This is a genomic window from Paenibacillus sp. 1A_MP2, from assembly GCF_052244825.1.
GTDB lineage: Bacteria > Bacillota > Bacilli > Paenibacillales > Paenibacillaceae > Paenibacillus > Paenibacillus vandeheii.
Genome location: NZ_JBQQCS010000001.1, coordinates 4654530 through 4677393, shown reverse-complemented (window position 1 = coordinate 4677393; position 22864 = coordinate 4654530). Strand labels below are relative to the sequence as shown.

At 47.9% G+C, this 22864-nt stretch carries 22 protein-coding genes and 4 pseudogenes; 21 read left to right on the top strand and 5 right to left on the bottom strand.

Features of this window, described 5'->3' with window-relative positions; genetic code table 11:
* The first annotated feature begins 44 nt into the window (after positions 1-44).
* The 13 genes and pseudogenes from rny to ACTWJ7_RS22765 all read left to right on the top strand — a co-directional run bounded on the left by rny (position 45) and on the right by ACTWJ7_RS22765 (position 13330).
* Positions 45-1587 (top strand): annotated as a pseudogene (rny, locus tag ACTWJ7_RS22825) (ribonuclease Y).
* Between the two features lie 160 nt (positions 1588-1747).
* Entirely contained in the window at positions 1748-2542 is a 795-nt protein-coding gene (locus tag ACTWJ7_RS22820) for a TIGR00282 family metallophosphoesterase (RefSeq protein ID WP_024630289.1), read from the top strand.
* A 117-nt stretch (positions 2543-2659) separates the two neighbouring features.
* Positions 2660-2920, top strand: a complete 261-nt coding sequence (locus ACTWJ7_RS22815) for a stage V sporulation protein S (RefSeq protein ID WP_019005392.1) — start codon at positions 2660-2662, stop codon at positions 2918-2920.
* Between the two features lie 90 nt (positions 2921-3010).
* Positions 3011-3997: a dipeptidase gene (locus tag ACTWJ7_RS22810; RefSeq protein ID WP_443145902.1), complete on the top strand. Its 987-nt coding sequence runs from the start codon at positions 3011-3013 to the stop codon at positions 3995-3997.
* 229 nt (positions 3998-4226) lie between these two features.
* Complete coding sequence (gene pduL / locus ACTWJ7_RS22805; protein WP_017689107.1) at positions 4227-4799, top strand: phosphate propanoyltransferase; 573 nt, start codon at positions 4227-4229, stop codon at positions 4797-4799.
* Between the two features lie 307 nt (positions 4800-5106).
* Positions 5107-6663 carry a tRNA (N6-isopentenyl adenosine(37)-C2)-methylthiotransferase MiaB gene (miaB, locus tag ACTWJ7_RS22800; RefSeq protein WP_079346889.1) on the top strand — a complete coding sequence of 519 codons (1557 nt, stop codon included), beginning with the start codon at positions 5107-5109 and terminating at the stop codon, positions 6661-6663.
* Positions 6664-6966: 303 nt separating this feature from the next.
* On the top strand, positions 6967-7380 hold the full coding sequence (locus ACTWJ7_RS22795) for a RicAFT regulatory complex protein RicA family protein (protein WP_443146410.1): 414 nt from the start codon (positions 6967-6969) through the stop codon (positions 7378-7380).
* Positions 7381-7630: 250 nt separating this feature from the next.
* Positions 7631-8056 carry a PaaI family thioesterase gene (locus tag ACTWJ7_RS22790; RefSeq protein ID WP_301879196.1) on the top strand — a complete coding sequence of 142 codons (426 nt, stop codon included), beginning with the start codon at positions 7631-7633 and terminating at the stop codon, positions 8054-8056.
* 58 nt (positions 8057-8114) lie between these two features.
* The gene (locus tag ACTWJ7_RS22785; RefSeq protein WP_062326181.1) at positions 8115-8918 is read left to right on the top strand and encodes an NUDIX hydrolase; all 804 of its coding nucleotides are present in this window, start codon (positions 8115-8117) and stop codon (positions 8916-8918) included.
* Between the two features lie 64 nt (positions 8919-8982).
* Positions 8983-9552, top strand: coding sequence for a cysteine hydrolase family protein (locus ACTWJ7_RS22780; protein WP_301879194.1), 570 nt, complete (start codon positions 8983-8985; stop codon positions 9550-9552).
* A gap of 202 nt (positions 9553-9754) precedes the next feature.
* Positions 9755-11209 carry a nicotinate phosphoribosyltransferase gene (locus ACTWJ7_RS22775; RefSeq protein ID WP_301879193.1) on the top strand — a complete coding sequence of 485 codons (1455 nt, stop codon included), beginning with the start codon at positions 9755-9757 and terminating at the stop codon, positions 11207-11209.
* Positions 11210-11683: 474 nt separating this feature from the next.
* A pseudogene (locus ACTWJ7_RS22770) lies at positions 11684-12702 on the top strand (acrylyl-CoA reductase family protein).
* Between the two features lie 67 nt (positions 12703-12769).
* Complete coding sequence (locus ACTWJ7_RS22765; RefSeq protein ID WP_301249679.1) at positions 12770-13330, top strand: hypothetical protein; 561 nt, start codon at positions 12770-12772, stop codon at positions 13328-13330.
* Positions 13331-13371: 41 nt separating this feature from the next.
* On the opposite strand, the pseudogene ACTWJ7_RS22760 reads toward ACTWJ7_RS22765, so the two are convergent.
* Positions 13372-13889: pseudogene (locus tag ACTWJ7_RS22760) on the bottom strand (MogA/MoaB family molybdenum cofactor biosynthesis protein).
* A 172-nt stretch (positions 13890-14061) separates the two neighbouring features.
* Between ACTWJ7_RS22760 and ACTWJ7_RS22755 the strand changes: the two are divergent.
* The 8 genes and pseudogenes from ACTWJ7_RS22755 (at position 14062) to ACTWJ7_RS22720 (ending at position 20996) form a co-directional block, all read left to right on the top strand.
* Entirely contained in the window at positions 14062-15195 is a 1134-nt protein-coding gene (locus ACTWJ7_RS22755) for a CobW family GTP-binding protein (RefSeq protein ID WP_301879551.1), read from the top strand.
* 67 nt (positions 15196-15262) lie between these two features.
* Positions 15263-15598: a four-helix bundle copper-binding protein gene (locus ACTWJ7_RS22750; protein WP_079346869.1), complete on the top strand. Its 336-nt coding sequence runs from the start codon at positions 15263-15265 to the stop codon at positions 15596-15598.
* A gap of 627 nt (positions 15599-16225) precedes the next feature.
* A pseudogene (gene argS / locus ACTWJ7_RS22745) lies at positions 16226-17955 on the top strand (arginine--tRNA ligase).
* Between the two features lie 5 nt (positions 17956-17960).
* A complete protein-coding gene (locus tag ACTWJ7_RS22740) occupies positions 17961-19004 on the top strand; it encodes an ATP-binding cassette domain-containing protein (RefSeq protein ID WP_079346865.1) in 1044 nt (347 codons plus the stop codon).
* Positions 19001-19711 (top strand): hypothetical protein, encoded by a 711-nt coding sequence (locus tag ACTWJ7_RS22735; RefSeq protein ID WP_301879188.1) that lies wholly within the window; start codon positions 19001-19003, stop codon positions 19709-19711. Before ACTWJ7_RS22740 ends, ACTWJ7_RS22735 begins: the two co-directional genes overlap by 4 nt.
* Before the next feature lie 102 nt (positions 19712-19813).
* A complete protein-coding gene (locus tag ACTWJ7_RS22730; RefSeq protein WP_301879187.1) occupies positions 19814-20344 on the top strand; it encodes a hypothetical protein in 531 nt (176 codons plus the stop codon).
* Positions 20341-20694, top strand: coding sequence for a YdcF family protein (locus ACTWJ7_RS22725; protein ID WP_443145901.1), 354 nt, complete (start codon positions 20341-20343; stop codon positions 20692-20694). Before ACTWJ7_RS22730 ends, ACTWJ7_RS22725 begins: the two co-directional genes overlap by 4 nt.
* A complete protein-coding gene (locus ACTWJ7_RS22720; protein ID WP_443146409.1) occupies positions 20583-20996 on the top strand; it encodes a YdcF family protein in 414 nt (137 codons plus the stop codon). The genes ACTWJ7_RS22725 and ACTWJ7_RS22720 overlap by 112 nt, the downstream gene beginning before the upstream one ends.
* Before the next feature lie 46 nt (positions 20997-21042).
* Here ACTWJ7_RS22720 and ACTWJ7_RS22715 read toward each other — a convergent pair whose 3' ends face one another.
* The 4 genes from ACTWJ7_RS22715 to ACTWJ7_RS22700 are packed head-to-tail and all read right to left on the bottom strand — an operon-like array spanning position 21043 to position 22717.
* On the bottom strand, positions 21043-21219 hold the full coding sequence (locus tag ACTWJ7_RS22715; protein WP_301879183.1) for a hypothetical protein: 177 nt from the start codon (positions 21217-21219) through the stop codon (positions 21043-21045).
* Between the two features lie 39 nt (positions 21220-21258).
* Positions 21259-21798 carry a hypothetical protein gene (locus ACTWJ7_RS22710; protein ID WP_443145900.1) on the bottom strand — a complete coding sequence of 180 codons (540 nt, stop codon included), beginning with the start codon at positions 21796-21798 and terminating at the stop codon, positions 21259-21261.
* Positions 21789-22025 carry a hypothetical protein gene (locus tag ACTWJ7_RS22705; RefSeq protein ID WP_443145899.1) on the bottom strand — a complete coding sequence of 79 codons (237 nt, stop codon included), beginning with the start codon at positions 22023-22025 and terminating at the stop codon, positions 21789-21791. The genes ACTWJ7_RS22710 and ACTWJ7_RS22705 overlap by 10 nt, the downstream gene beginning before the upstream one ends.
* Positions 22022-22717 carry a TetR/AcrR family transcriptional regulator gene (locus ACTWJ7_RS22700; RefSeq protein WP_301879180.1) on the bottom strand — a complete coding sequence of 232 codons (696 nt, stop codon included), beginning with the start codon at positions 22715-22717 and terminating at the stop codon, positions 22022-22024. The genes ACTWJ7_RS22705 and ACTWJ7_RS22700 overlap by 4 nt, the downstream gene beginning before the upstream one ends.
* Positions 22718-22864: the final 147 nt, after the last annotated feature.

Sequence of the window (22864 nt, the reverse complement as noted above, 5' to 3'; positions counted from 1 at the left end):
GACCCAAGGAATGCCTTGGAGGAACCAACGAGGAGGTGAACAGTATGCCAACTGCAATCATGATCGTTCTCGTTGTTGCCGCGCTATTCATTGGGTTTCGGAGTAGGATATTTTATTCGCAAATCTCTTGCAGAAGCTAAGATCTCCAGTGCGGAAGAAGCTGCCGTACAAATCGTGGAGAACGCGAAGAAAGAGGCAGAAGCACTGAAGAAAGAAACGGTGCTGGAAGCGAAGGACGAAATTCATCGCATTCGCGCTGAAGCTGAAAAAGACACTCGTGAACGTCGGAACGAAATTCAACGACAAGAAAGACGATTGTTGCAAAAAGAAGAGTCGCTGGATAAAAAATTGGAATCGCTCGAACGCAAAGAAGAGCAAGTGGCTAACAAAGAGAAACGAATTGATGAGACACAGCAGCAGATCGAGATGATCTACAAAAACCAGGTGACGGAGCTGGAGCGCATATCCAACCTCACCATGGAAGACGCACGCAGTATCATACTGTCCAACGTAGAACAGGAAGTTCGTCATGAGACGGCTCAAATGATTAAGGACATTGAACAGCAAGCGAAGGAAGAAGCGGACAAAAAGTCCCGCGAGATTATTACACTCGCCATCCAACGTTGTGCGGCTGACCACGTGGCAGAGACAACGGTATCCGTTGTTACCTTGCCAAATGAAGAAATGAAAGGCCGGATTATCGGTCGTGAAGGACGTAACATCCGTGCGCTTGAAACCCTTACCGGGATTGACCTCATTATCGATGATACGCCAGAAGCAGTTATTCTGTCGGGCTTTGACCCGATTCGCCGTGAAATCGCCCGTACTGCCCTCGAAAAATTGGTGGCTGATGGACGTATTCACCCGGCACGGATTGAAGAGATGGTGGAGAAATCCCGCAAAGAAGTGGATGAGCGTATCCGTGAATACGGTGAGCAAGCTACCTTTGAAGTGGGCGTGCATGGTCTGCATCCGGACTTGATTAAAATTTTGGGCCGGTTGAAGTTCCGTACAAGCTATGGTCAAAACGTCTTGAAACATTCGATGGAAGTCGCTTATCTGGCTGGACTGATGGCTGGCGAACTCGGAGAAGACGTAACCCTGGCAAGACGTGCAGGTCTATTGCATGACATCGGTAAAGCGCTGGATCACGAAGTGGAAGGATCACACGTCGAAATCGGCGTGGAACTAGCGAAGAAATACAAAGAACATCCGGTTGTAATCAACAGTATCGCGTCCCATCACGGGGATTGCGAAGCGACTTCGGTTATTGCGATGTTGGTTGGCGCAGCAGATGCGCTCTCCGCAGCAAGACCAGGCGCACGCCGCGAAACGCTGGAAACGTATATCAAGCGACTGGAGAAGCTGGAAGAGATTTCGGAGTCGTTCGAAGGTGTCGAGAAATCGTACGCTATTCAGGCCGGACGCGAAGTTCGCGTTATGGTACAGCCTGAGAAAATCGACGATGCCGAAGCATTCCGCCTCGCGCGTGACATTACGAAGATGATTGAGAACGAACTCGATTATCCGGGTCACATCAAGGTCACCGTCATCCGGGAAACCCGTGCGGTTGAATACGCAAAATAGAGCATTACGGAAAAGTGGCCGCAGTAGTGGGCCACTTTTCCTGTTGATAGCCTGTTAAAGGCATTTTCATAATAAAATGATGAGCAAGAGATAGAGGTCCTGCGAAGTTTTGGATGCTTTGAAGAAGGCTGCGCTTGGTAGGGATTAAGGAGGCAGTAAAATGAAAGTTTTGTTTATTGGTGACATTGTAGGGAATGTGGGGCGTAAGGCATTAAAGGAAAACCTACCCTACCTCAAAACGAAGTATAAGCCACATGTAGTCATTGTAAATGGGGAAAATGCAGCGGCAGGCCGGGGCATTACCGGTGCAATTGCGAATGAATTTTTCAACTGGGGTGTGCATGGCATCACCCTTGGTAACCATACCTGGGACAATAAGGACATTTTTGATTTTATAGATGATGAACCTCGCATGATTCGTCCTGCGAACTTTCCTCCAGGAACACCGGGGCGCGGTTACACGGTAGTCAAAGGCGAAGGCAAGGAGCTGGCGATTGTCAATCTGCAAGGGCGTACGTTTCTGCCTGCTCTGGATTGTCCATTTCGCGTTGCCGATGAAATTGTGGATGAACTGCGTCAAGATCATAAATGCATTCTCGTCGATATGCATGCTGAAGCAACGTCAGAGAAGATTGCCATGGGCTGGCATCTGGATGGACGTGCATCGCTGGTCGTAGGTACACATACACATGTGCAGAGCAATGATGATCGTATTTTGCCAGGAGGAACAGCTTATTTAACCGATGCGGGCATGGTTGGCCCGCGTGACGGCATATTGGGTATGGAGCGTGAAGCGGTGCTTCGCAAGTTCTATACCCAGCTTCCGGTACGCTTTGTCGTAGACGATGGCAAGTGGCATTTCCACGGTGTTTTTGTGGAGATTGATGAAGCCACAGGTGCTGCAACGCGCATTGAGAAAATTCGTCTGATGGAAGACGAGTGGCGCATGGAATAGGGGTATTGTCTCATTTTGCAGGGAAACCCGCCTAAAAAGAAGGAATTTTTTTGCCTCCCGCGAATAACATCTAGTAAGTGGAAACAAACATTCAACATTCCCAGGGAGGTACTTACCATGGAAGTATTAAAAGTTTCAGCAAAGTCCAATCCCAATTCCGTAGCCGGCGCTCTTGCAGGTGTTCTTCGTGAACGTGGAAATGCTGAACTGCAGGCAATTGGAGCGGGAGCACTGAACCAAGCCATTAAAGCGGTAGCGATAGCCCGGGGATTTGTAGCACCAAGCGGAGTTGACTTGATTTGTATTCCAGCTTTTACAGACATTGTGATCGACGGCGAGGACCGAACGGCCATTAAGCTGATTGTGGAGCCCAGATAATACATGCACTTATGCATTGAACCTGTTTACGAAGTAGACAGGTTTTTTTGCGTTTTAATTCCATAACATAACCGAGTAGAAGGAGAGATTATGATGCACAACTGGCGAGTAGCCGATTTTCATTGTGATGCTTTGAGCAAAATACTGATGAACCCTAGCTTTCCATTTGAAAATGCTCCACAGCTGGATGTGAATCTGGAACGTATGAGGGCAGGTAACATTGGTTTACAGGCTTTTGCGGTCTATTTACCCGAAGTGCTTGGCAGAGGCAAGTTTGAACATGTAATGGGCCAGTTGGACATCTACCGAAAGCGAGTGGAGATATCCAAAGACCGAACGGAAGGCACGCATACATTGTTATGGCGAGAACAGCTTACGCAGGTAGGGCAGACGAACAGATCGTGGGGACTGCTTACACTGGAAGGTGTCGATGGGCTGGAAGGCAACCTCTTTTATCTGGAGTTATGTTATCAGATGGGTGTGCGGATCGTTGGGCTTACCTGGAATTATGCCAATTGGGCAGCTGATGGTGTATTGGAGAAGCGCGGGGCAGGGCTGACGGAGAAGGGCAGGGAGCTGGTTCACCTGTGTAACGAAATCGGCATGCTGCTGGATGTATCTCATCTGACCGAAAAAGGGTTCTGGGAACTTGCTGACCTTAGTAAGCGTCCTTTTATCGCCTCTCACTCCAACAGTTATGCCATATGCCCGCATGTCCGCAATCTGAAGGATGATCAGATTCGGGCCATTATTGCCCGGGAAGGACGTATTGGACTGACGTTTGTGCCTTGGTTTGTGAAGCAGGAAGGCGAAGTGCGTATCGAAGATCTGTTGCCACATATTGAGCAGATTTGTTCCCTGGGTGGGGAGCATCATCTGATGATGGGGTCTGATTTTGACGGGATATCTACGTATATTCATGAGCTTGAACATACCGGGCAATATCCGAAGCTAATTAATATGCTGCTCAAGCATTACAACGAATCACTGGTTCACGGTTGGATGTGGGGCAATGCGATGCGTTATTTAGGAGAAAACCTGCCGGAGAAAAACTTGAAGATGGAACATTCAAAATGATGAAGCTGTTGGTATGTTGGAGAGTCTTCTGAAGAAAACGGAATGGAAGCAGAAATGTCTATGTTACAGCAGTGAAATTACTAAATTCAGGATATAATGATTGCAAAATAAGTGTATTTCATGAATTTTCAGCAGTTCGTTTTCATTTCACTTCAAAAAGGGGTATAATACCATAGGATTGTTAAGAGCCTGTCTACAGGCCATAGATAAACAAGGAGTGAAATTCACAATGAGCAAAACAGTACCTGTGGGCGTATCTGCCCGTCACATTCATGTATCTCAAGAGCACGTTGAAATTTTGTTTGGTAAAGGCTATGAATTGACTGAGTTTAAACCTCTGTCCCAACCTGGACAATATGCTGCTAACGAAACCGTAGCGGTTATTGGTTCGAAAGGACAGTTTGATAAAGTGCGTATCCTTGGACCTGTTCGTCCTGAAACACAACTGGAAATCTCGATGACAGACTCTTTCGCTATTGGTGTTAAAGCACCTGTACGTGAATCCGGAAGTATCGAAGGTACTCCAGGCATCACAATTAAAGGACCTGCTGGTGAAGTTACCATTGACAAGGGGGTTATCGTTGCTGCCCGTCACATCCACTTCCATACTTCTGATGCTGCTAAATGGGGTATCGAGGACAAACAAATGTTGAAAGTTCGCTTGGGTGGAGATCGTGGTCTGGTACTGGAAAATGTACTGGCTCGTGTATCGGATTCCTTTGCACTGGACATGCATATTGATACGGATGAAGCTAATGCAGCTGGCGCGCGTAACGGCGATACTGCTGAAATCATCGACTAATCACATGGAACAATCTTCAGCCCTGACTATGGGGCTTGAATGAACGTATAAACCTGAGCATATCCACAGCGTCGCTACATTCGACCTGAGGATAGCTCAGGTTTTTGTGTGTTTTCGGGCTGTTCAGCAGACCTGCGCAGATTTCGGGATAGGCGAAGGGGCAGCGGCTTTGGATGTGGAACTACAGCCCAATTCATGTTATAATTTGCTGTAATGCTCTTTTGATGTATAAAGCGTGCAAATCACGTGAAACAAGATGAAATAACGATTTTTTATTAATAGAGGCTGTAAGGAGTGACCGAAGGAAATGGCTAAAGACTCAAAAAAGGATTACTCCCAATATTTTGATTTCTCCGATGCCAAAGTAATTTCGCAAGATGAATTCAGCAAAAAGATAAGAATCCGGGGCCGGGAGATTAACATCAAGTCGGAACCCAATCATCGTCAGGAGAAACAACGGGGCAAGGAAGACGTACAAGTGCTTTACGAAACGGCTGTTCCCGATGAACTGAAAAACGTGGGGAAAGGCAAACACTATATCGTATATACGTATGGATGCCAGATGAACGAGCATGATTCAGAGACCATCAAAGGACTGCTTGAATCGATGGGGTATCAGGCTACTGAGGATCGCAAAGAGGCAGATATCATTCTGTTAAACACGTGTGCAATCCGGGAAAATGCGGAAGATAAAGTATTTGGTGAGCTGGGCCACCTGAAAACCCTGAAAACTGAGCGTCCAGGCTTGTTGCTGGGTGTGTGTGGTTGCATGTCACAGGAAGAAGGCGTTGTGAACCGGATCATGCAGAAGCATGGCTTTGTGGATATGATTTTTGGTACACACAATGTACATCGGCTGCCACATCTGATTCAGGAAGCGCTGTTTAGTAAAGAAATGGTTGTTGAGGTATGGTCCAAGGAAGGCGATATCATCGAGAACCTGCCGAAAAAACGTGAGGGCATGCGCGGCTGGGTGAACATTATGTATGGTTGCGACAAGTTCTGTACATATTGCATCGTCCCGTTCACACGGGGGAAAGAGCGCAGTCGACGTCCGGAAGATGTTATTGCCGAAGTTCGTGAACTGGCAAGACAAGGCTTCAAGGAAATCACACTGCTCGGTCAGAACGTCAATGCCTATGGCAAGGACTTCACGGATTTGAAGTACAGCTTCGGTGACCTGATGGATGATATCCGCAAAATCGATATTCCACGAGTCCGGTTTACGACCAGCCATCCACGTGACTTCGATGATCATCTGATTGAGGTGCTTGCGAAGGGCGGGAACCTGGTGGAACACATCCATCTGCCTGTGCAGTCTGGCAGCACGGAAGTGCTGAAACGTATGAGCCGCAAGTACAGTCGGGAACACTACCTGAAGCTTGCTGACAAAATCAAAACTGCGATTCCGGATGTCGTGTTAACCACGGATATTATCGTTGGTTTTCCGGGAGAGACGGAAGAACAGTTTGAAGATACGCTGTCACTGGTCAAGGAAGTCGGTTACGACTTTGCCTATACATTCATCTACTCTCCGCGTGAAGGTACACCTGCTGCGGTGATGGAGGACAACGTGCCAATGGAAGTGAAGAAGGAACGTTTGAAACGCTTGAACGAGACGATCAATGCATACAGCCACAGCAGCAATGAAAAACAGCGTGGCAAGGTCGTTGAAGTGCTCGTCGAAGGCGAGAGCAAACGGAATTCCAATGTTCTGGCAGGGCGTACACGCAGCAACAAGCTGGTGCATTTTGAAGGACCTAAAGAGTTGATCGGTACTTTCGTACATGTGGAAATCACCGATCCAATGACTTTCTATATTCGGGGCAACCTGCTCTCAGAGCCAGTAGCCGCCAATCAGTAATACACAAACCTAATAAGATGAATGTCTTTTTGCACTTAGCGGGTTACGGCCTAGCGTAGCGAAGGTGACGGAATCGATTCTGCAGAAGCGAAGCGTTCGCCTTTGTCTCCAAATTTTAACCACAGACCATTACAATCTGAAAAATTTGGAGACAAAAGCGATCGAAAGAACGATCCGTAACCGCAGCGGTCACTCAAGCAGTCAACTAAGCTTAGTGCAACATCGAGTATTCATCTTATATCATCTCATAGAATGGAGCGATTTCGAGTGGCGCAGGAAGAAGTGCAGTACAACCAGTATGGAATGCCTACCTACGATACGCGCAATCTGGTCATACGCGACGACATTATGGGAAAAGCCAAAGAATTGGCTGATATGCTTGGAACGAGCGAGGAAGTGAAGCAGTTCCAACAGGCAGAGTCCAAAATTCGTGATCATGAACGCATCCAGCAATTAATCGCAACGATCAAGAAGAAACAAAAAGAAATCGTTGCTTTTGAAAGCTTCAAAAATGCAGACATGGTCAGCAAAATTGAACAGGAAATTGAGGATCTGCAGGAAGAGCTGGACAGCATTCCGCTGGTTACGGAGTTCCAGCAAAGTCAAAGCGATATCAATTATTTGCTTCAGCTTGTTATTTCTGTAATTCGGGATACCGTCTCCGAGAAAGTGAACGTGGAGGCAGGAACGGATTCACCTCCGACCAGCTGCGGGTAAATGAAGTGAAGGGTGCGGACGCAGTCCGTACCTTTTTTGATCATATCATGCTCCACGATGTGGGGTTATTTTGTGTGGTGGGCTGTTCAAGACAACTTCACTGGATAAGACCTGTTCCGTAAGAGCAGGCTTAATAATAATGACGAAGCACTTTAGACCAACTACGACGAGAAACAATGCTGGGAATCATCATCATAACAACATACATCATGGGCTTTATACTTAAAGTGCACTAAAGGGGAAATCAATAATGGGTATTTTGGACAAAATGGTTGAAGAAGGAAACGGAAGATTTTGGGGCTTTCTCGGTTGTCGTTTTATTAAAGGCGACGGAAAAGAAGTTCAGATCGCGCTGACAGCGGGCGAACACCACACCAACTCCATGGGGATTATTCATGGTGGTGTGTTGACATCCCTGATGGATCAGGCGATGGGCATGGTAGCTACAGCCGCAATGGAGGTAGACAGTTGTGTGACGACCAATTTGAATGTACATTTTTTGGCACCTATGAGACAAGGCGAATTAATCGTGACGTCCACAATACTGCATCAGGCTGGCCGCAGTGTAACGGCACAATCCGAGGTACGTGATGCATCGGGTACATTGGGATGCATGGCAACCGCAACATTCCGCGTAGTGCGGGCAAAAACGCCAAGCACGGAATCTCAAGGTTGACAAAAGATATTATTATGTCATAATGAAAATATCAAAATGAGAATAGTCGGTGGTGCCCATGAGCGAAAACTACGAACAATTCAATGCTGAAAGCGATGAACAGGCAGCACGTGCCTATAGTTCCAAGAAATATCGTACCCCCGATGGTGTTCCCGCAGATATCGTCATGTTTACCTTGACCAAGCGGGAGCGCAAGACGGTAACCAAGACACTTCCCATTCGGGAGTTGAAGGTGATGTTGATCAAACGCAAAGGTTGGCCTTTTGCCGGAAGATGGGCATTGCCAGGTGGATTTTGTCAGGAAAATGAATCCATCTATGGTGCTGCAAAGCGCGAGTTAATGGAAGAAACAGGTGTGGATGGCGGACATCTGGAGTATTTGAATGTATATAGTCAGCCTGGACGTGACCCCAGAGGATGGATTATCTCACATGCGTTTTTTGCGCTGGTAGAGGAATGGATGCTGGAACACCGTCAGGCTGCGGATGATGCCGAGGATGTGGGATTGTTTACAATTCAGGAAGCCTTGCAAGAGCTTGAGCTTGCCTTCGATCACCGGACAATTATAGAAGATGCGTACCGACGTATTCAGCAGCAAATGCTGGAAACGACGATTGCACGACAGTTCCTGCCTCGTGACTTTACACTAAGCGAGCTATACCAAGTGATTCAGAGTGTTGTACCTGATTTTGAAGAGCCAAACTTCATTCGTAAGATCACTTCAACTCGCAGTCGTAAAGGCATTGTGGAAGAGGTTCGGGATGAGGAGGGCAACCTGTTAAGCTCCAATCAGTACTCACAGCGTCCGGCCCAGTTATATCGCTTTACGGAGCTTGTACCTCGTCTTTCGATTTATACTTAATTTGCAAGGGAATCATAAAGGATTGAATCAGGATCAACCTATTCTCAAAAAGGGAGTGTGGACGATGAAAGCACTGATTGTAATCGATTTTACACGTGATTTTGTGACAGGTTCGTTGCCTGTAGGGCAGCCTGCTGTGGAGATCGAAGAGACGATCGCAGCAATAACGGAGGCTTATTGCAATAATAAGCATGAGGTTATTATGGCTGTGGACTTGCATGAAGAGAGTGATCCTTACCATCCGGAAACGGTCCTTTTTCCGCCCCATAACATTAGGGGTACGGAGGGAAGACAGCTTTATGGTCGTCTGGCTCAGGTTATGGAAGAACGGAAAGCTCAGATCCGATGGATGGATAAAACAAGATACAGCGCATTCTGCGGTACAGATCTGGAGCTGCGACTGCGTGAACGTGGAATAACAGACATTACACTGATCGGTGTATGTACGGACATTTGCGTACTGCACACGGCAGTGGATGCTTATAATAAAGGTTTTCACATAACGGTATATGAAGATGCCGTAGCGAGCTTCAATCAAGCGGGACATGATTGGGCGCTTGGGCATTTTCGTTCCAGCCTTGGGGCTCAGGTGATCAAAGCGAGCGATACCGTTCTCGCAGGCCTGAACCTGTAAACGAACCTTTGATCCTATCCCTCATATCCTGTTAAAACAACTGTTATGTTGCTGGGGAATATGGTGAATAGGAATAAACCGGAGACTTATGCAATGGTACGTTTACCAGAATCATGAATCATGAGCAATGAGTCTCCACATGTTGACCCGTGTCTGCAGGCTGGGCCTGCGGCACAAGCGGAAGTCAGAGAGGATGAGACAAATGCAGACGACTAGCCTGGCTTTACATACGGATAAATATCAAATCAATATGATGTACGCCCACTGGGTGAATGGAACTCACAAACGGAAAGCGGTGTTTGAAGCCTATTTCCGCAAGCTTCCTTTTGGTAACGGATATGCCGTATTTGCCGGATTGGAACGGATTGTGAATTATATCAGCCAGCTTCGTTTTACAATGGAGGACATCAAATATTTATCCAAACAAGAGGAAAATTACGATCCTGTCTTTCTGGAAGAGTTGCTCCAGTTTTCATTTCAGGGGACGATTCATTCCATGAAGGAAGGGGCGATCGTTTTCCCTGATGAACCGCTCATTCGGGTAGAAGGCTCCATTATGGAGACACAACTGGTGGAGACGGCGATACTTAACTTCATGAATTATCAGACGTTAATTGCAACCAAAGCTTCCCGGATCAAGCAGGTGGCGAATCAGGACACGTTGCTCGAATTCGGAACACGACGTGCACAGGAAGCCGATGCGGCCATTTGGGGCGCGCGTGCCTCGTATGTGGCCGGATTCCATGCTACGTCCAATATGCTGGCTGGAGAGCGCTTCGGAATTCCGACAGCAGGAACACATGCCCATTCATGGGTGCAAAGTTTTATGAGTGAGCAGGAGGCGTTTGACGTCTATGCCAAAGTGCTGCCAGATCAAGTGACACTGCTGGTGGATACCTTCGATACATTGAACAGTGGTGTTCCCCATGCCATCAACACAGCCAAGAAGCTGGAGAGCCAAGGCAAAAAGATGAACGCAATTCGTCTGGATAGCGGTGACCTTGCGTATCTATCCATTCAAGCCCGGCAGATGCTGGACGACGCTGGACTGGATTACGTCAAGATTGTAGCTTCCAACGACCTGGATGAAAATACAATTTTCAACCTTAAAGCTCAGGGAGCTCGCATCGATACATGGGGAGTGGGTACACAGCTAATTACCGCTTCCGACCAGCCTTCTTTGGGTGGTGTGTACAAATTGGTGGAGCGTGAAGTGGACGGTGTCATGCTGCCTACAATCAAAATCTCGGCTAATCCCGAAAAGGTCTCCACACCAGGTAAAAAAGAAGTCTTCCGGATCATTGATCCGAAACATGGCAAAGCGATTGCAGATTATATCTGCTATCCAGGAGAAGAACAGCCGCTACAGGGCGGTCCGCTCAAGCTGTTCAACCCGCTACATCCTTATTTGAAAAAGACGGTAACCCGCTACGAAGCAGTGAATATGCTGGAACCGATCTTTGTGAATGGGCGCAAAGTGTATGAACTGCCTACCCTGGATGAGATTCGCAGTTATCACCGGGAGCAGATGGATCTCTTCTGGCCTGAATATCTACGTAAACTCAATCCTGAGATTTACCGTGTAAATATCAGCCCTGCGGCCTGGAATATGAAGCAGAAGCTCATTGCTGAACACGTGCAATCCACCGAAGAATAAATCAAGTATGGGGCATAACCGGAAGGAAGAAAACCGGGTTATGCCCTTTTGGTTCCCACTTTCTCAGCATTGTGTGTCCAACAGGACGAGGGACGGTGTGTCAAACATCATGGACAGACTGCACATGAACTGAGGTATACTGTACCTTCCAACGGACGCAGGCTCACTAGGAAATGAAGCAATTATTTCTCGGGAAAGCGCAGGAGACGCCAAATCCCGCATCATTCCGAGCTTGCCTTTCGACATAATCCATCGCTGTGACTGTTTCAACCGTGTATCGGTCGGGGATGAAAGAAAGAGGAGATGCAAGGAACCTTGGCTCCTGACCGTATTTTCGTGGCTTGGGATTTATCCGGCGATTTTCGCTTGAAGAGCTTGAGTTTGACGGATTCCCCACTTATGTTGAGCTGAAGGCGAACAATTCACCAGGTGAATAGAAATATATGTAAATTACAACCAAGGAGAGGATATCAAATGGAAAATACGTTTCCGGCCTATGTCGTACGTAAAGAAGAACAGGGTGGCCTGAAGGCTGCTATGGAGCAGCTGACGAAAGAAGATTTGCCTAATGGTGACGTAACTTTACAGGTTCAATACTCAAGCGTCAATTTTAAAGATGGACTCGCCACAAAAGAAAAGGGTGGTGTGGTTCGAGAATATCCGATCGTGCCGGGAATCGATCTTGCAGGGATTGTAGAGGAATCCGTGAGCGGTCGGTTTGCCCCTGGGGATCGGGTGATCAGCACAGGCTTCGAGCCGGGCGTGTCTCATTTTGGCGGGTATAGTCAATATGCGCGTCTACGCAGCGAATGGCTCGTTCCTCTACCACATGGACTCAGTGAGAAGGAAGCGATGGCGATTGGAACGGCAGGCTTCACGGCAGCACTTTCGGTAGATGCTTTGCTGCGGGCTGGAGTGACTCCGGAGATGGGCAATGTTCTGGTGACAGGAGCTACCGGAGGGGTAGGCAGTATGGCGGTGGCTATTCTGGCGAAGCTGGGATTTGAAGTGACTGCAAGTACAGGCAAAAAGGATCAACAGGAGCAGCTGCTTCGGAATTTGGGTGCTTCTCATGTCATTTCCCGCGAAGAAGCGGATGCGCCAGCCAAGGGTGCAATGGGCAAACAGCTCTGGGCAGGAGTAATTGATCCTGCAGCAGGTCCTGCACTGGCTGAGCGTCTGAAACAGATTCAATATGGAGGAGCTGTCGCCGTATCAGGATTAACCGGAGGAGCTGCCTTCGAGTCCACCGTATTTCCGTTTATTTTGCGGGGGTTCAATTGATTGGGATTGATTCAGTCTATTGTCCGATGGAACGACGGGAACGGATATGGAAGCTGCTTGGCGGAGAATGGAAGCCGGATCGTGCACTTGAGCTGGGGATTCAGGAAATCTCATGGGCACAGCTGCCTCAGACACTGGAGACGATCCTTAAGGGCGGTGCCGTAGGTCGTACTGTGGTCAATACAATGTCTGAGGTGCCTGCCGAATAAGATTCTTTTCCCTAGACATGCTAACTCTACCTGAGAGCGTCACGGTGCATGTGGCGGGAAAGGAAGGATGAGTATGCGTGATAGCGGAAAAGGATTGCACCCTAACTCTGGACGTGTGAAGTCTGCCCTGTTCAGTGCAATTATGGTGATGTGTGTATTATCCCTAGTGGCTTGTTCAGCATCATCTGTTGAGCAGGAGCGGAAAATATATACCCGACAAGCGACGGATGAAGGCATTGTACGGGCAAAGAGCCAGGGCCACGGGTTAAACGGTCGATTGATTCAGGAGCTGGATGACGCTTTTGCTGCAAAAGGCATCAAATTGATGAATAACATGTTCGCAGACGACGGTGAGGGAGGAATCTCTTATGTGTATCTGTTGAATGGAAGTGGCAGGCATATTGTAAAGGTCCACATTTTCAGTGATGTCGGTACACGAATTGCCCGGATGAATGAAATGTATGGTAATGATAGCGATGAGGCTGTAATGGAAAATGTTCTTGGCAGAACAACGATTCGCAGCAAAGATTACGTTTCATTGGTCTATACGGCTTCAGGTGGAGAAAAGGATGATTATGAAGAGGATGTCATGCAGGTATTCCAGCATGTGCTCGAGCAGCTGAAGTAATGGACTCTCCTAAAATAAACCCGGAAAACCCGTCTGATCTTTCAGACGGGTTTATATATTTCACGCATGACATGCCTAAGTTCCGGCAAAATAAGCTTTTCCATTGCCAGTTTGACCGCTCCCTTGGAGCCTGGCATGGAGAATACGGCTGTGCGCCCAATCGTTCCGGCAACCGCCCGGCTAAGAATGGCAGCAGAACCGATATCCTCGGTATAACTGAGGAAGCGAAAAATTTCTCCAAAGCCCGGCAGCTCCTTATCCAGTAGTGAGGATACCGCCTCGTAAGTCGTATCACGGGGGCTATTCCGGTTCCACCGCTGAGCAGCACGGCTTCGATATCGTCACGAACCGCTGCATCTTGCAGGATGCTTCGAATGGTTTCGGTCTCATCCGGTGTAATGATATAATCGACGATCTGATAGCCTGATTTAGTCAGCAGCTTATGCATAAGCTGCCCGCTTGTATCCGTGTCCTTGGTGCGGGTATCCGAAACGGTTACAATCATGCAGGATACCGTGTCAGGTGCTTCCTGACGATGTTGTTCCACTGAATTGGTCATAACCCATCCTCCTCCAATCAACATGTTCTCATAGCATAGACCATTCAGTAGATGGAGGCAATGGACGTATAGAGAAGAGAAGGTCAGGATTGCGCAAAGATTGCAGGATAGTGTACACTCGCTAGGATAGAGATAGACCAGTTTCATTGGACAAACAGAGAGGTGAACTATGATGAGTGAATTAAAAGTAAATGAATCATCCATACCTGTATATATATTGTCAGGATTTTTGGGAAGTGGCAAAACGACACTGCTTGTTCAATTGATCGAACATTGGCAGCAACAGGGTCTCCGACCCGCAGTGGTCATGAATGAATTGGGTGAGGTCAACCTGGATGGTCAGATGGTGGATTCTAGCGTTCCGATGACAGAAATGTTGGGAGGATGCATCTGCTGTACCGTGCGCGGTGACTTGGGGCTGCAACTTGCGGATCTCGTGCAGGAGGAATCGCCAGATGTCATTATCATCGAAGCAACGGGAGCGGCGAACCCGATGGAGATATTGGATGCAGTAACGGAAACTTCACTCTATATGCGACTGGAGCTGAAAAGCCTGATTACCGTGGTGGATGCCGCGCATCTGTCAGGACTGTACCAGGAGCAGAAGGGACAAACCTTCAAGCTGATGCAGGAGCAGATTCGCTGTGCTTCGGTACTTCTTCTGAACAAAACGGATCGGGTGAATGAGCAGCAGCTGGCAGATTTGAGGGACCTGTTAACACGCTGGAATGGTTTTGCTCCCGTCATCCCTACGGTGAAGTGTGAAGTCGATATGGATGTGCTGCTTCGTAGTGGAGATAACGTACATGCCTATCAATCTGTCGATGAAACGAGTAAAGACGCGAAAAAGGAACAGCACGTTCATTCCGAAGCTGGTGCAGAGCATGGCTGCAGCCATGAACATGAACATCATGAGCATATGGATCATAATCACGAAGCCCATCAACATTCCGTCGTGAATGTCCATGGTCATTCTCATGATCACGACCATAGTCATACACATCCCCATGCTTCGCACGAGCATGTCATGGTGTACACCCACTATTTCACCCAGCCGGTGAACAGTGAAGCTTTTGAGCGTTTGATTGCTGAGTTACCACGGGATGTGTACCGGGCAAAAGGGATTTTATCTTTTAGTGATACGTCCAGTCGGTTCTGGTTCCAATATGCTTATCGGGAATCGGATTATATGAAGATCACGCCTCAAGGTGATGTGCCGAACGTAGCTGTGTTTATAGGTGAGCACTTTGATCAAACGGTCATTCGCAACCAATTGCTGGAATTAGAAGCGATAAATGAGTCTTAATGATTCAAGGTTCCTCCAGACGGGGTATTAAGAAGCATAGCAAACTTAGTCTGGGAGGTAACTTTAAATGACACAACAACAATATCAGCAATGTATCGATGCTTGCCTGGAGTGTATGAATGCTTGCAACGTATGTTACATATCGAGTCTGAAGGAATATGATCTGGCAATGTTGCGTGATTGCATTCGTTTGGATCGGGAATGTGCAGAAATCTGCAGCTTTGCTGCTCAAGCCATGACACGCGGAAGTGATTTTATCTCCGAAATTTGCGAGCTGTGTGTGAAGGCATGTGAAGCTTGTGCTGCTGAGTGTGGCAAACATGAACATGATCACTGTCAGGCTTGCGCGGAAGCTTGCCGCAAATGTGCAGAGGCTTGCCGTATGATGGCCGCAGTAGCGTAAATATAAACTCAATTAAATTAAACATACAAAGCCGAGTAATCTGCATGATATTAGGCTGATCCCCTCATAGTAGGAAACGAAATAAGGACATCGGACGGATGGACTTCAACGTTGCCTGCTGGAGGGGATTTTTACGAATACAGCAGGGTAAGAATCTTTACAATTCGATGGTGAGATCAACTATCGCCAGCAGGGCCTTCATTGGCAAATGCATGTAACAGGTTGCCAAAGCAGATTGTGATCTGTATAATGATGGCAATGAATTGAAACGATGAATATCCGTGATCGGGAGAGTAGCCAGAATTCATGCATGACAGCGAGCCGGGGCAGGTGGAAGCCGGTATGACATGACCTGAGTGAAGCGCACCCGTGAGATGGTTGTCCGAAGCAATGCCTGCATTCTTGAGAGGGTGCAGAGCATGGACTAGAGGGCAATCCGGCAGGCGGCCGTTAATCGCACCGAGCGGAGCAGGCTGGGAATGTATATCAATGTGTATTCACGACCTGCTCACCTAGAGTGGTACCGCGGGAACTGTGAAGAGCAGCTCTCGTCTCTGATATAGAGACGAGGGCTTTTTTTGTTCTCGATATTACGGCTAAATACGATAATGAATAGGAGTGTTCAACATGTTGATGAAACAGGCAGCAGCACATATTGCTCCCTTAACGGGACTGGAGCAAGAAGAGGTGTTGAGATTATTGGAGGTTCCACCACAGGCGGAGCTGGGAGATGCGGCGTTTCCCTGTTTTACTTTGGCCAAGTCACTGAAGAAAGCGCCTGCAGTGATCGCGGCGGATATCGCAACTGGATTACAGACAGTTGGGCTGGATGCTTCACCAGCAGGACCCTATGTGAACATACGTTTCAATCGGGAAGATCTGGCTCCGAAGCTGCTGCAAGAACTGGGACATCAAGCATTTGGCAAGCTGCAGCTGGGTGCAGGTGCACGTGTCGTAATCGACATGTCGTCGCCCAACATTGCCAAGCCGTTCGGAATTGGTCATCTGCGCTCCACCGTGATTGGGGCAGCATTGTATCGGTTATATAACGAGGCAGGCTATACTTCGGTCAGTGTGAACCATCTGGGCGATTGGGGAACGCAGTTCGGCAAACAGATTGCAGCCTACAAGCGTTGGGGTAATGATGAAGCACTACAGGCTGAGCCGATTCGGACATCATTGGAACTGTATGTGCGTTTTCACGATGAAGCGGAGAATGATCCATCTCTGGAGATGGAGGCAAGAGATTGGTTCCGCAAGCTGGAGCAAGGGGATGAAGAGGCGCAGCGGTTATGGGCCTTTTTTGTAGAGGTGAGCATGAAAGAATTCAACCGGATGTATGAGCGTTTGAATGTACAGTTTGATCATACGCTGGGTGAAAGCTTTTATAATGACAAGATGGGTGCGGTGGTCGAAGAACTGAAAGGCAGAGGGTTGCTGGAAGAGAGTGAAGGGGCTTTGGTGGTACGTTTGGAGGAGGAGAATATGCCGCCATGCCTGATTATCAAAAAGGATGGGACCACCATCTACCCAACGCGGGATTTGGCAACAGCAGTTTATCGTCATGATGTGATGAAGGCGGATAAAATGTTGTACGTGGTCGGGGGTGAGCAGAAGCTTCATTTCCGTCAGGTATTTGCGGTATTATCCCGGATGGGGTACGCGTGGTCTGAGATTTGTGAACATATTCCGTTTGGTTTGATGCGTTTCGAGGGACGGAAGATGTCTACCCGCCGGGTAAAGTCGTCTTCTTGCAGGAGGTACTGGATGAGGCGGTTGCTCGGGCATTGCAGATTATCCAGGAGAAAAATCCGAATCTGCCAAATCCGCAGGAGGTTGCGGAAGCGGTGGGTGTAGGTGCAATTGTATTTGGTGATCTGCGTAATAACCGGTTGAACGACGTCGATTTCTCGCTCGAAGATGCGGTGAGCTTTGAAGGGGAGACGGGACCTTATGTGCAATATACACATGCCCGGATTAACAGTGTTCTTGCGAAGGCAGCAGAGGTAGAACGCGTGGAAAATGAAAACCATTCGGAAGAGGCTAACAGCATAAATGCTGCAGCCATCACCGAGAACAAGCCAGTCATTGTCGGTGACACTTCTTGGGCATTGCTGAAACTGCTGGCGGATTATCCGCAGCATCTGGAAAAATCAATTCATCGCAACGAGCCTTCGGTCATTGCCAAATATGCGATCGATGTTGCCCAAGCCTTCAACCGCTTCTATCATGCAGAACGGATTGCCGACGCGCCGGCTGACGTGAAACCCTTCCGGGTGGCGCTAACAGAGCGTACGGCGGAGCGTCTGGCCTACAGCCTGTATTTACTTGGGGTCCAGGCTCCTGAACGGATGTGACACCTATGGGATGGATGGGAATTGGAAGATTCGATAAAGCAGGAAAAGCCGCAACGGACTCAACAGGACGAGATATATCACTTCAACGTGTGAGCAAACGACTTGGGGATGTGCAGGTACTGAATGATATCAATTTGGAAGTAGGCAAGGGAGAGTGTATCGTCCTGGTGGGCAGAAATGGCTCGGGCAAAAGCACGTTGCTGCGTGTGCTGGCTGGCATATTACTGCCTGAAGCCGGTTCGCTGCACAAGCCCATGCATGGACGGGTTATGTATGCACTTGATGGAATGCCACGCTTGCCCTTTACCTCAAGAGAGTACCTGTGGGAAATGGGACGAATACGTGGCATGCGTCCTGAAATACTGCGTCAGCGGATAAGTGAACTGAGCGATCTGTTATACTTGGGCACGGCGCTGGATCAAAACCTGCCACAGTTGTCCAAAGGTACCTTGCAGAAGGTGAATCTGATTCAGGCTCTTTTGCCTGGCCCTGATGGGTTATTGCTGCTTGATGAACCATTGTCCGGTCTGGACGTCCCGGCGCAGGAAGCGATCGTAGCCTTGCTCGGACAGTGGAAAAAGGAAGGAAGTCAAATCGTTACAGCTTGCCATGAACCCTTGCTTATAGAACGTCTCGCGGATCAGGTCATCGTATTACACAAGGGAACAGTGCTGCGTCGCTGGAATCAGGAAGATTTACAGCAAGCTGGAGAGCCCGCTGTGAGCATCCAAAGTGTGATGGAAGGACGGGAACAATCCGTTATTGATGCGCTGCTTATTGAACAAACGGGAGTCATTGCATGCCATCGCAGCGTAGTTCATCAGGATTATGGAGGCGAAGTATGGGATTGGAGGGTGTCACGCAGTTCGGCAGACCGGATCATTGGAAAGATTCTGGCGATGGGCGGTTCAATCGTGTCTGTGCAGCCGGAAGAGAGCCGATTACATATGGAAGGATTGATGGAGGGGCGTCATCCGGGTGAGGCTATGAACAGGGAAGAGGCAGAGATCCCTTCCTCCATGTCTAAGGTAAGAGGTGACCTCCAATGATCCACTTGACCCGTTATTTGTTAAAACATTACATACGTTCACAGAAATATGTTGCACCGGTGATCTTTTATATCATTACAATGCTGCTCATCTATTCCTACAAACCTAATCCGGTTGCGGACAGTTACAGCGTTACGGCCATGCTGCTTTTTTTTGGTGCGGCCTGGCTGGGATTAACGGTAATGAACACGGAACCTGCGGGGCAGTATCAATTGCTCGTTCTCCATGCAGGAAGCAAACGCAAGGTTGTCTTTGCACAATTGATCTGTGCGTTAATCATGCAATTCGGCCTGACAGCAATTACCGTGCTATATCCTGTTGTTACGGGCATGTTTGGAAGACTGCCGAGTGCTGGGGAGTGGATCATGGCTTGGGCCGGGCATCTGGCGTTGTCGCTTCTGGGTCTGGGCCTCAGTGTTTTCTTTCAAAAATCATACATTCCCATGCTGAGCCGCAGTATGCCGCCGTTCATTGTTGTACTGTTATTATCGTTAGTCCAAGGTTCATTAAGCGGACGTTTGCCTGAATCCATACAATGGGTTGTCAAGGTCTTGCCTCCGGCATTTTATCTAGTTCGTGAAATGATGTTATTTGAAGAATCAAAGCTGGGGGCTGTTCTTCTGACGACAATGTGGGCTATACTCTATGCCGTAGTTCTGCTCATCATTCATATCTGGCTATCGGGAAAAAGGGATTTGCGGAGTTAAAGGCTATTATTCCCCTTAACTTGAATGTTGCTCTGTGTTTCGTTACCATAGAGGGACGTTGGAATGCAAAGTATTGTACGGAGATAAAGGGGGCGCTCGCTTATGCAAAATACAGACATGCTGGACAGCGAACACTCCAGAGAATTGTTTGCCTACTACGGATTGGCTGTATATTATGGACAGGCGCTTGAACAGCAACTGGTCAATCTGATTTTATTAATGAAATTGTCTCAGGGTAAGGTTGTATCCGAAGAAGATCTGGAAGATCTGTATGAACGAAAGATGAGCAGTTCACTCGGGCAACTCATTCATGAGGTGCGCCATCATTTTACCTTTTCTGAGGAAGAGACTCGCCAGTTGAATGAACTATGGAAGCAGCGTAACAGCATTGTACATCACTATTTCAAGGAACGGATTCATGAGACATTCAGTCCTGAAGGAAGATCGCGCATGATTAAGGAACTGGAAGATTTCAAAGATCGTGCGCAGAAGCTGGAGATTAGTCTTCAGCAGTACACAGGTGCCTGGATTGCAGAGCTGGGATTGGATGCCGAATCCGCGGCAGCGTTGCACACACTCGAACGTATGCATGCAGTGAGTATGAACGCCCGGGCGCTGGAAGAGGATGAATGATTGTGATGGAAGGCAAGTCCCGAATTCGTAAAATAAAAAGCAAACACTGGCTGGCAATCTCCATTGCATCACTCGTGTTGATTGGAGTCATATGGACTATAACTACGGCGTTGCTCATCTGGACTTACACCGATGAGGAATCCTCTAGACAGAGTGATGCAGCCATTATCCTCGGTGCAGCCGTAGAAGGGGAGAACCCTTCACCCGTATTTCGCGAACGTATTGAGCACGCCATTTTATTATATCGCCAGGGACGATCAGCCATCTGCTCTTTACTGGTGGTTCTGGCCGGGCTGGAGAGCGTTCTGAAGCCGAAGTTGGACGAGATTATGCCGTTGCAAATGGTGTAGCTCTGGCAGATATTCAAATCGAGACGGAATCGAAAATTACGGAGGAAAATCTGGTGAATTCGATTAGTGTCGGGGAACAGGCGGGGTTTCACACCTACACGATTGTAAGTGATCCGTTACATATGAAACGGGCGATGAAGCTTGCTAGCGGACTCGGCATGGATGCTGTCCCATCCCCGACACGAACGACGGCTTACCAGACCTGGCGCACCCAATTTCCTTTTCTGGCAAGAGAGACGATATTATATATGGGGTATATGGTTAAAGGATGGATAGACAATCCGCAGCAGCACGGAGAGTGACTGGACTGCGCGATTGTCTTTTTTTTGCGTAAGTTTCCCATTGTATCTATGTTCCGGGATAATTGATCGCTGCACTGACCAATGCGGCTATTCCAAAACCGATGAGCCACCAGGGCCAACGTCGATGATTTTTGCTTTTGCGTATGCTGATGAACAAACTGATGATCCCCGCAAGTAATACCAGGCTAGCCAAGCTGCTGCCAACGATCCAGCCGATGCTCATATATTTACCTCCTCTATGTGGCATGTAATAAATAGCTGCCTATGGTGAGCTTTCCACCTCTGACTTCAGCTTGAAATGGATACATTCCGTTACGATACGTGTGTTGATTATGATTGGAGTGAAGCGGAAAATCACTGCTAAATCGACCCCGGCCTGCTTGAAGTCTAACTTGAATCCATCTTTATCTGGTGGGATGCGCACTTCAACGTTACAGCCTGTGGAGCGACTATCCAGAGATTGAAGCATCGTTGAGGAGTTTATGTTAAGCTTGCTGCCTGTTACTCTGGATTGAATATGTGAGAACTGACCGGATAACTGGATAGGTGAAGAAGTGGCTTTTAGTTGGATATGGTTTGCACGAAGGTCTGTTGCTGTAACCCGACCGCCCACGGATTGCAGACGGATATGTTGGGCATGCCCAGATAAGATGAGATTGCTGGATGTACAGTGGCAATTCCAGTGTTCGGAAGAAACGTTATCCACAACAAAGCGGGAACCCACCCCGTTGATCAACAGTCTTTGCAATACTGTAGGCGGCAGTACAAGGTGGAGCGATGTGCGATGGAAGTTTATGCCCACCGGAAAAGCTTGTTTTCGTCCATCGATGAGATGTAAGACACCATTACTAATTTTAGCTTCAAAACATCGAGTTCTTGGGAAAAGAGCAGACCCCGTTGAGTAACGCGGATAACAGCTTCTGTACCCTGGCTAATATGCACTTCGCCTTGCATCCATTCCAGAGAAAGGGCTTGAATGGGATCTTCAGATAACCATTCTTTGCAAATCTTATGTCCATTAGGTTTCAAAACGGTTTTCCCTCGTTTCTGCCAATGTCTTGATCTTCCAACTCAGGATAAGCGCCGATCACAGCATGTTGGTTCAGAATGCGCTCAATGAGCGATTCGCTCACAATATCGGCACCGAGCATATTCATCAACCGCTGTAAAAAATAAAGACGCTGCTTCGTTTCGCTGGAATTGCGGCCGAACAGTGTGGGATTAATCCATATGTTGACCAGCATCATGAATACTTCTGCACAAGCATCGGGATCTTCAGTATGGATCGAACCATCTGAAATGCCTTCTCGCAAAATCGTTGCAATCACCGGAGCATCTATTCGCACGGCCTGTTGAATACCGCGTACAACAAATACCGGATTTTTGATTTGGGTTCGAAGTACGTGATCCAGGGAATGGGCCTGCTGATCAGAGACAACATGCTCCAGAATCTGAATTAACTTCTCTCGAGCTGTGGTGGCCGTTGTATTTGAAACTAATCGATCCAGCATTTCAGCTGAATAGTTGAATTGTTGCTCCATGACCGCGTCCAATATTTCCTCTTTGGATTTAAAGTGATGATACACAGCCCCCTTGGACATGCCTAGGGCAACAATGATGTCCTGAATACTTGTCTTCTCAAATCCTTTATCTGTGAACAACTGGGCAGCAACGTTCAGAATCTGCTGTACCGTTTGTTCAGGGTGCTTGTTTCTAGCCATAATACCCTCCTTTATTTAGATACCGACCGTTGGTATGTATAATACAGGCAGATGTTTCTATTGTCAATAAGAGGAAACGGACAAAATAAAAAACCGATCTGCCGCAGACCAAGAGGTCCGCGGGCATATCGGTTGGTTAATGTATTA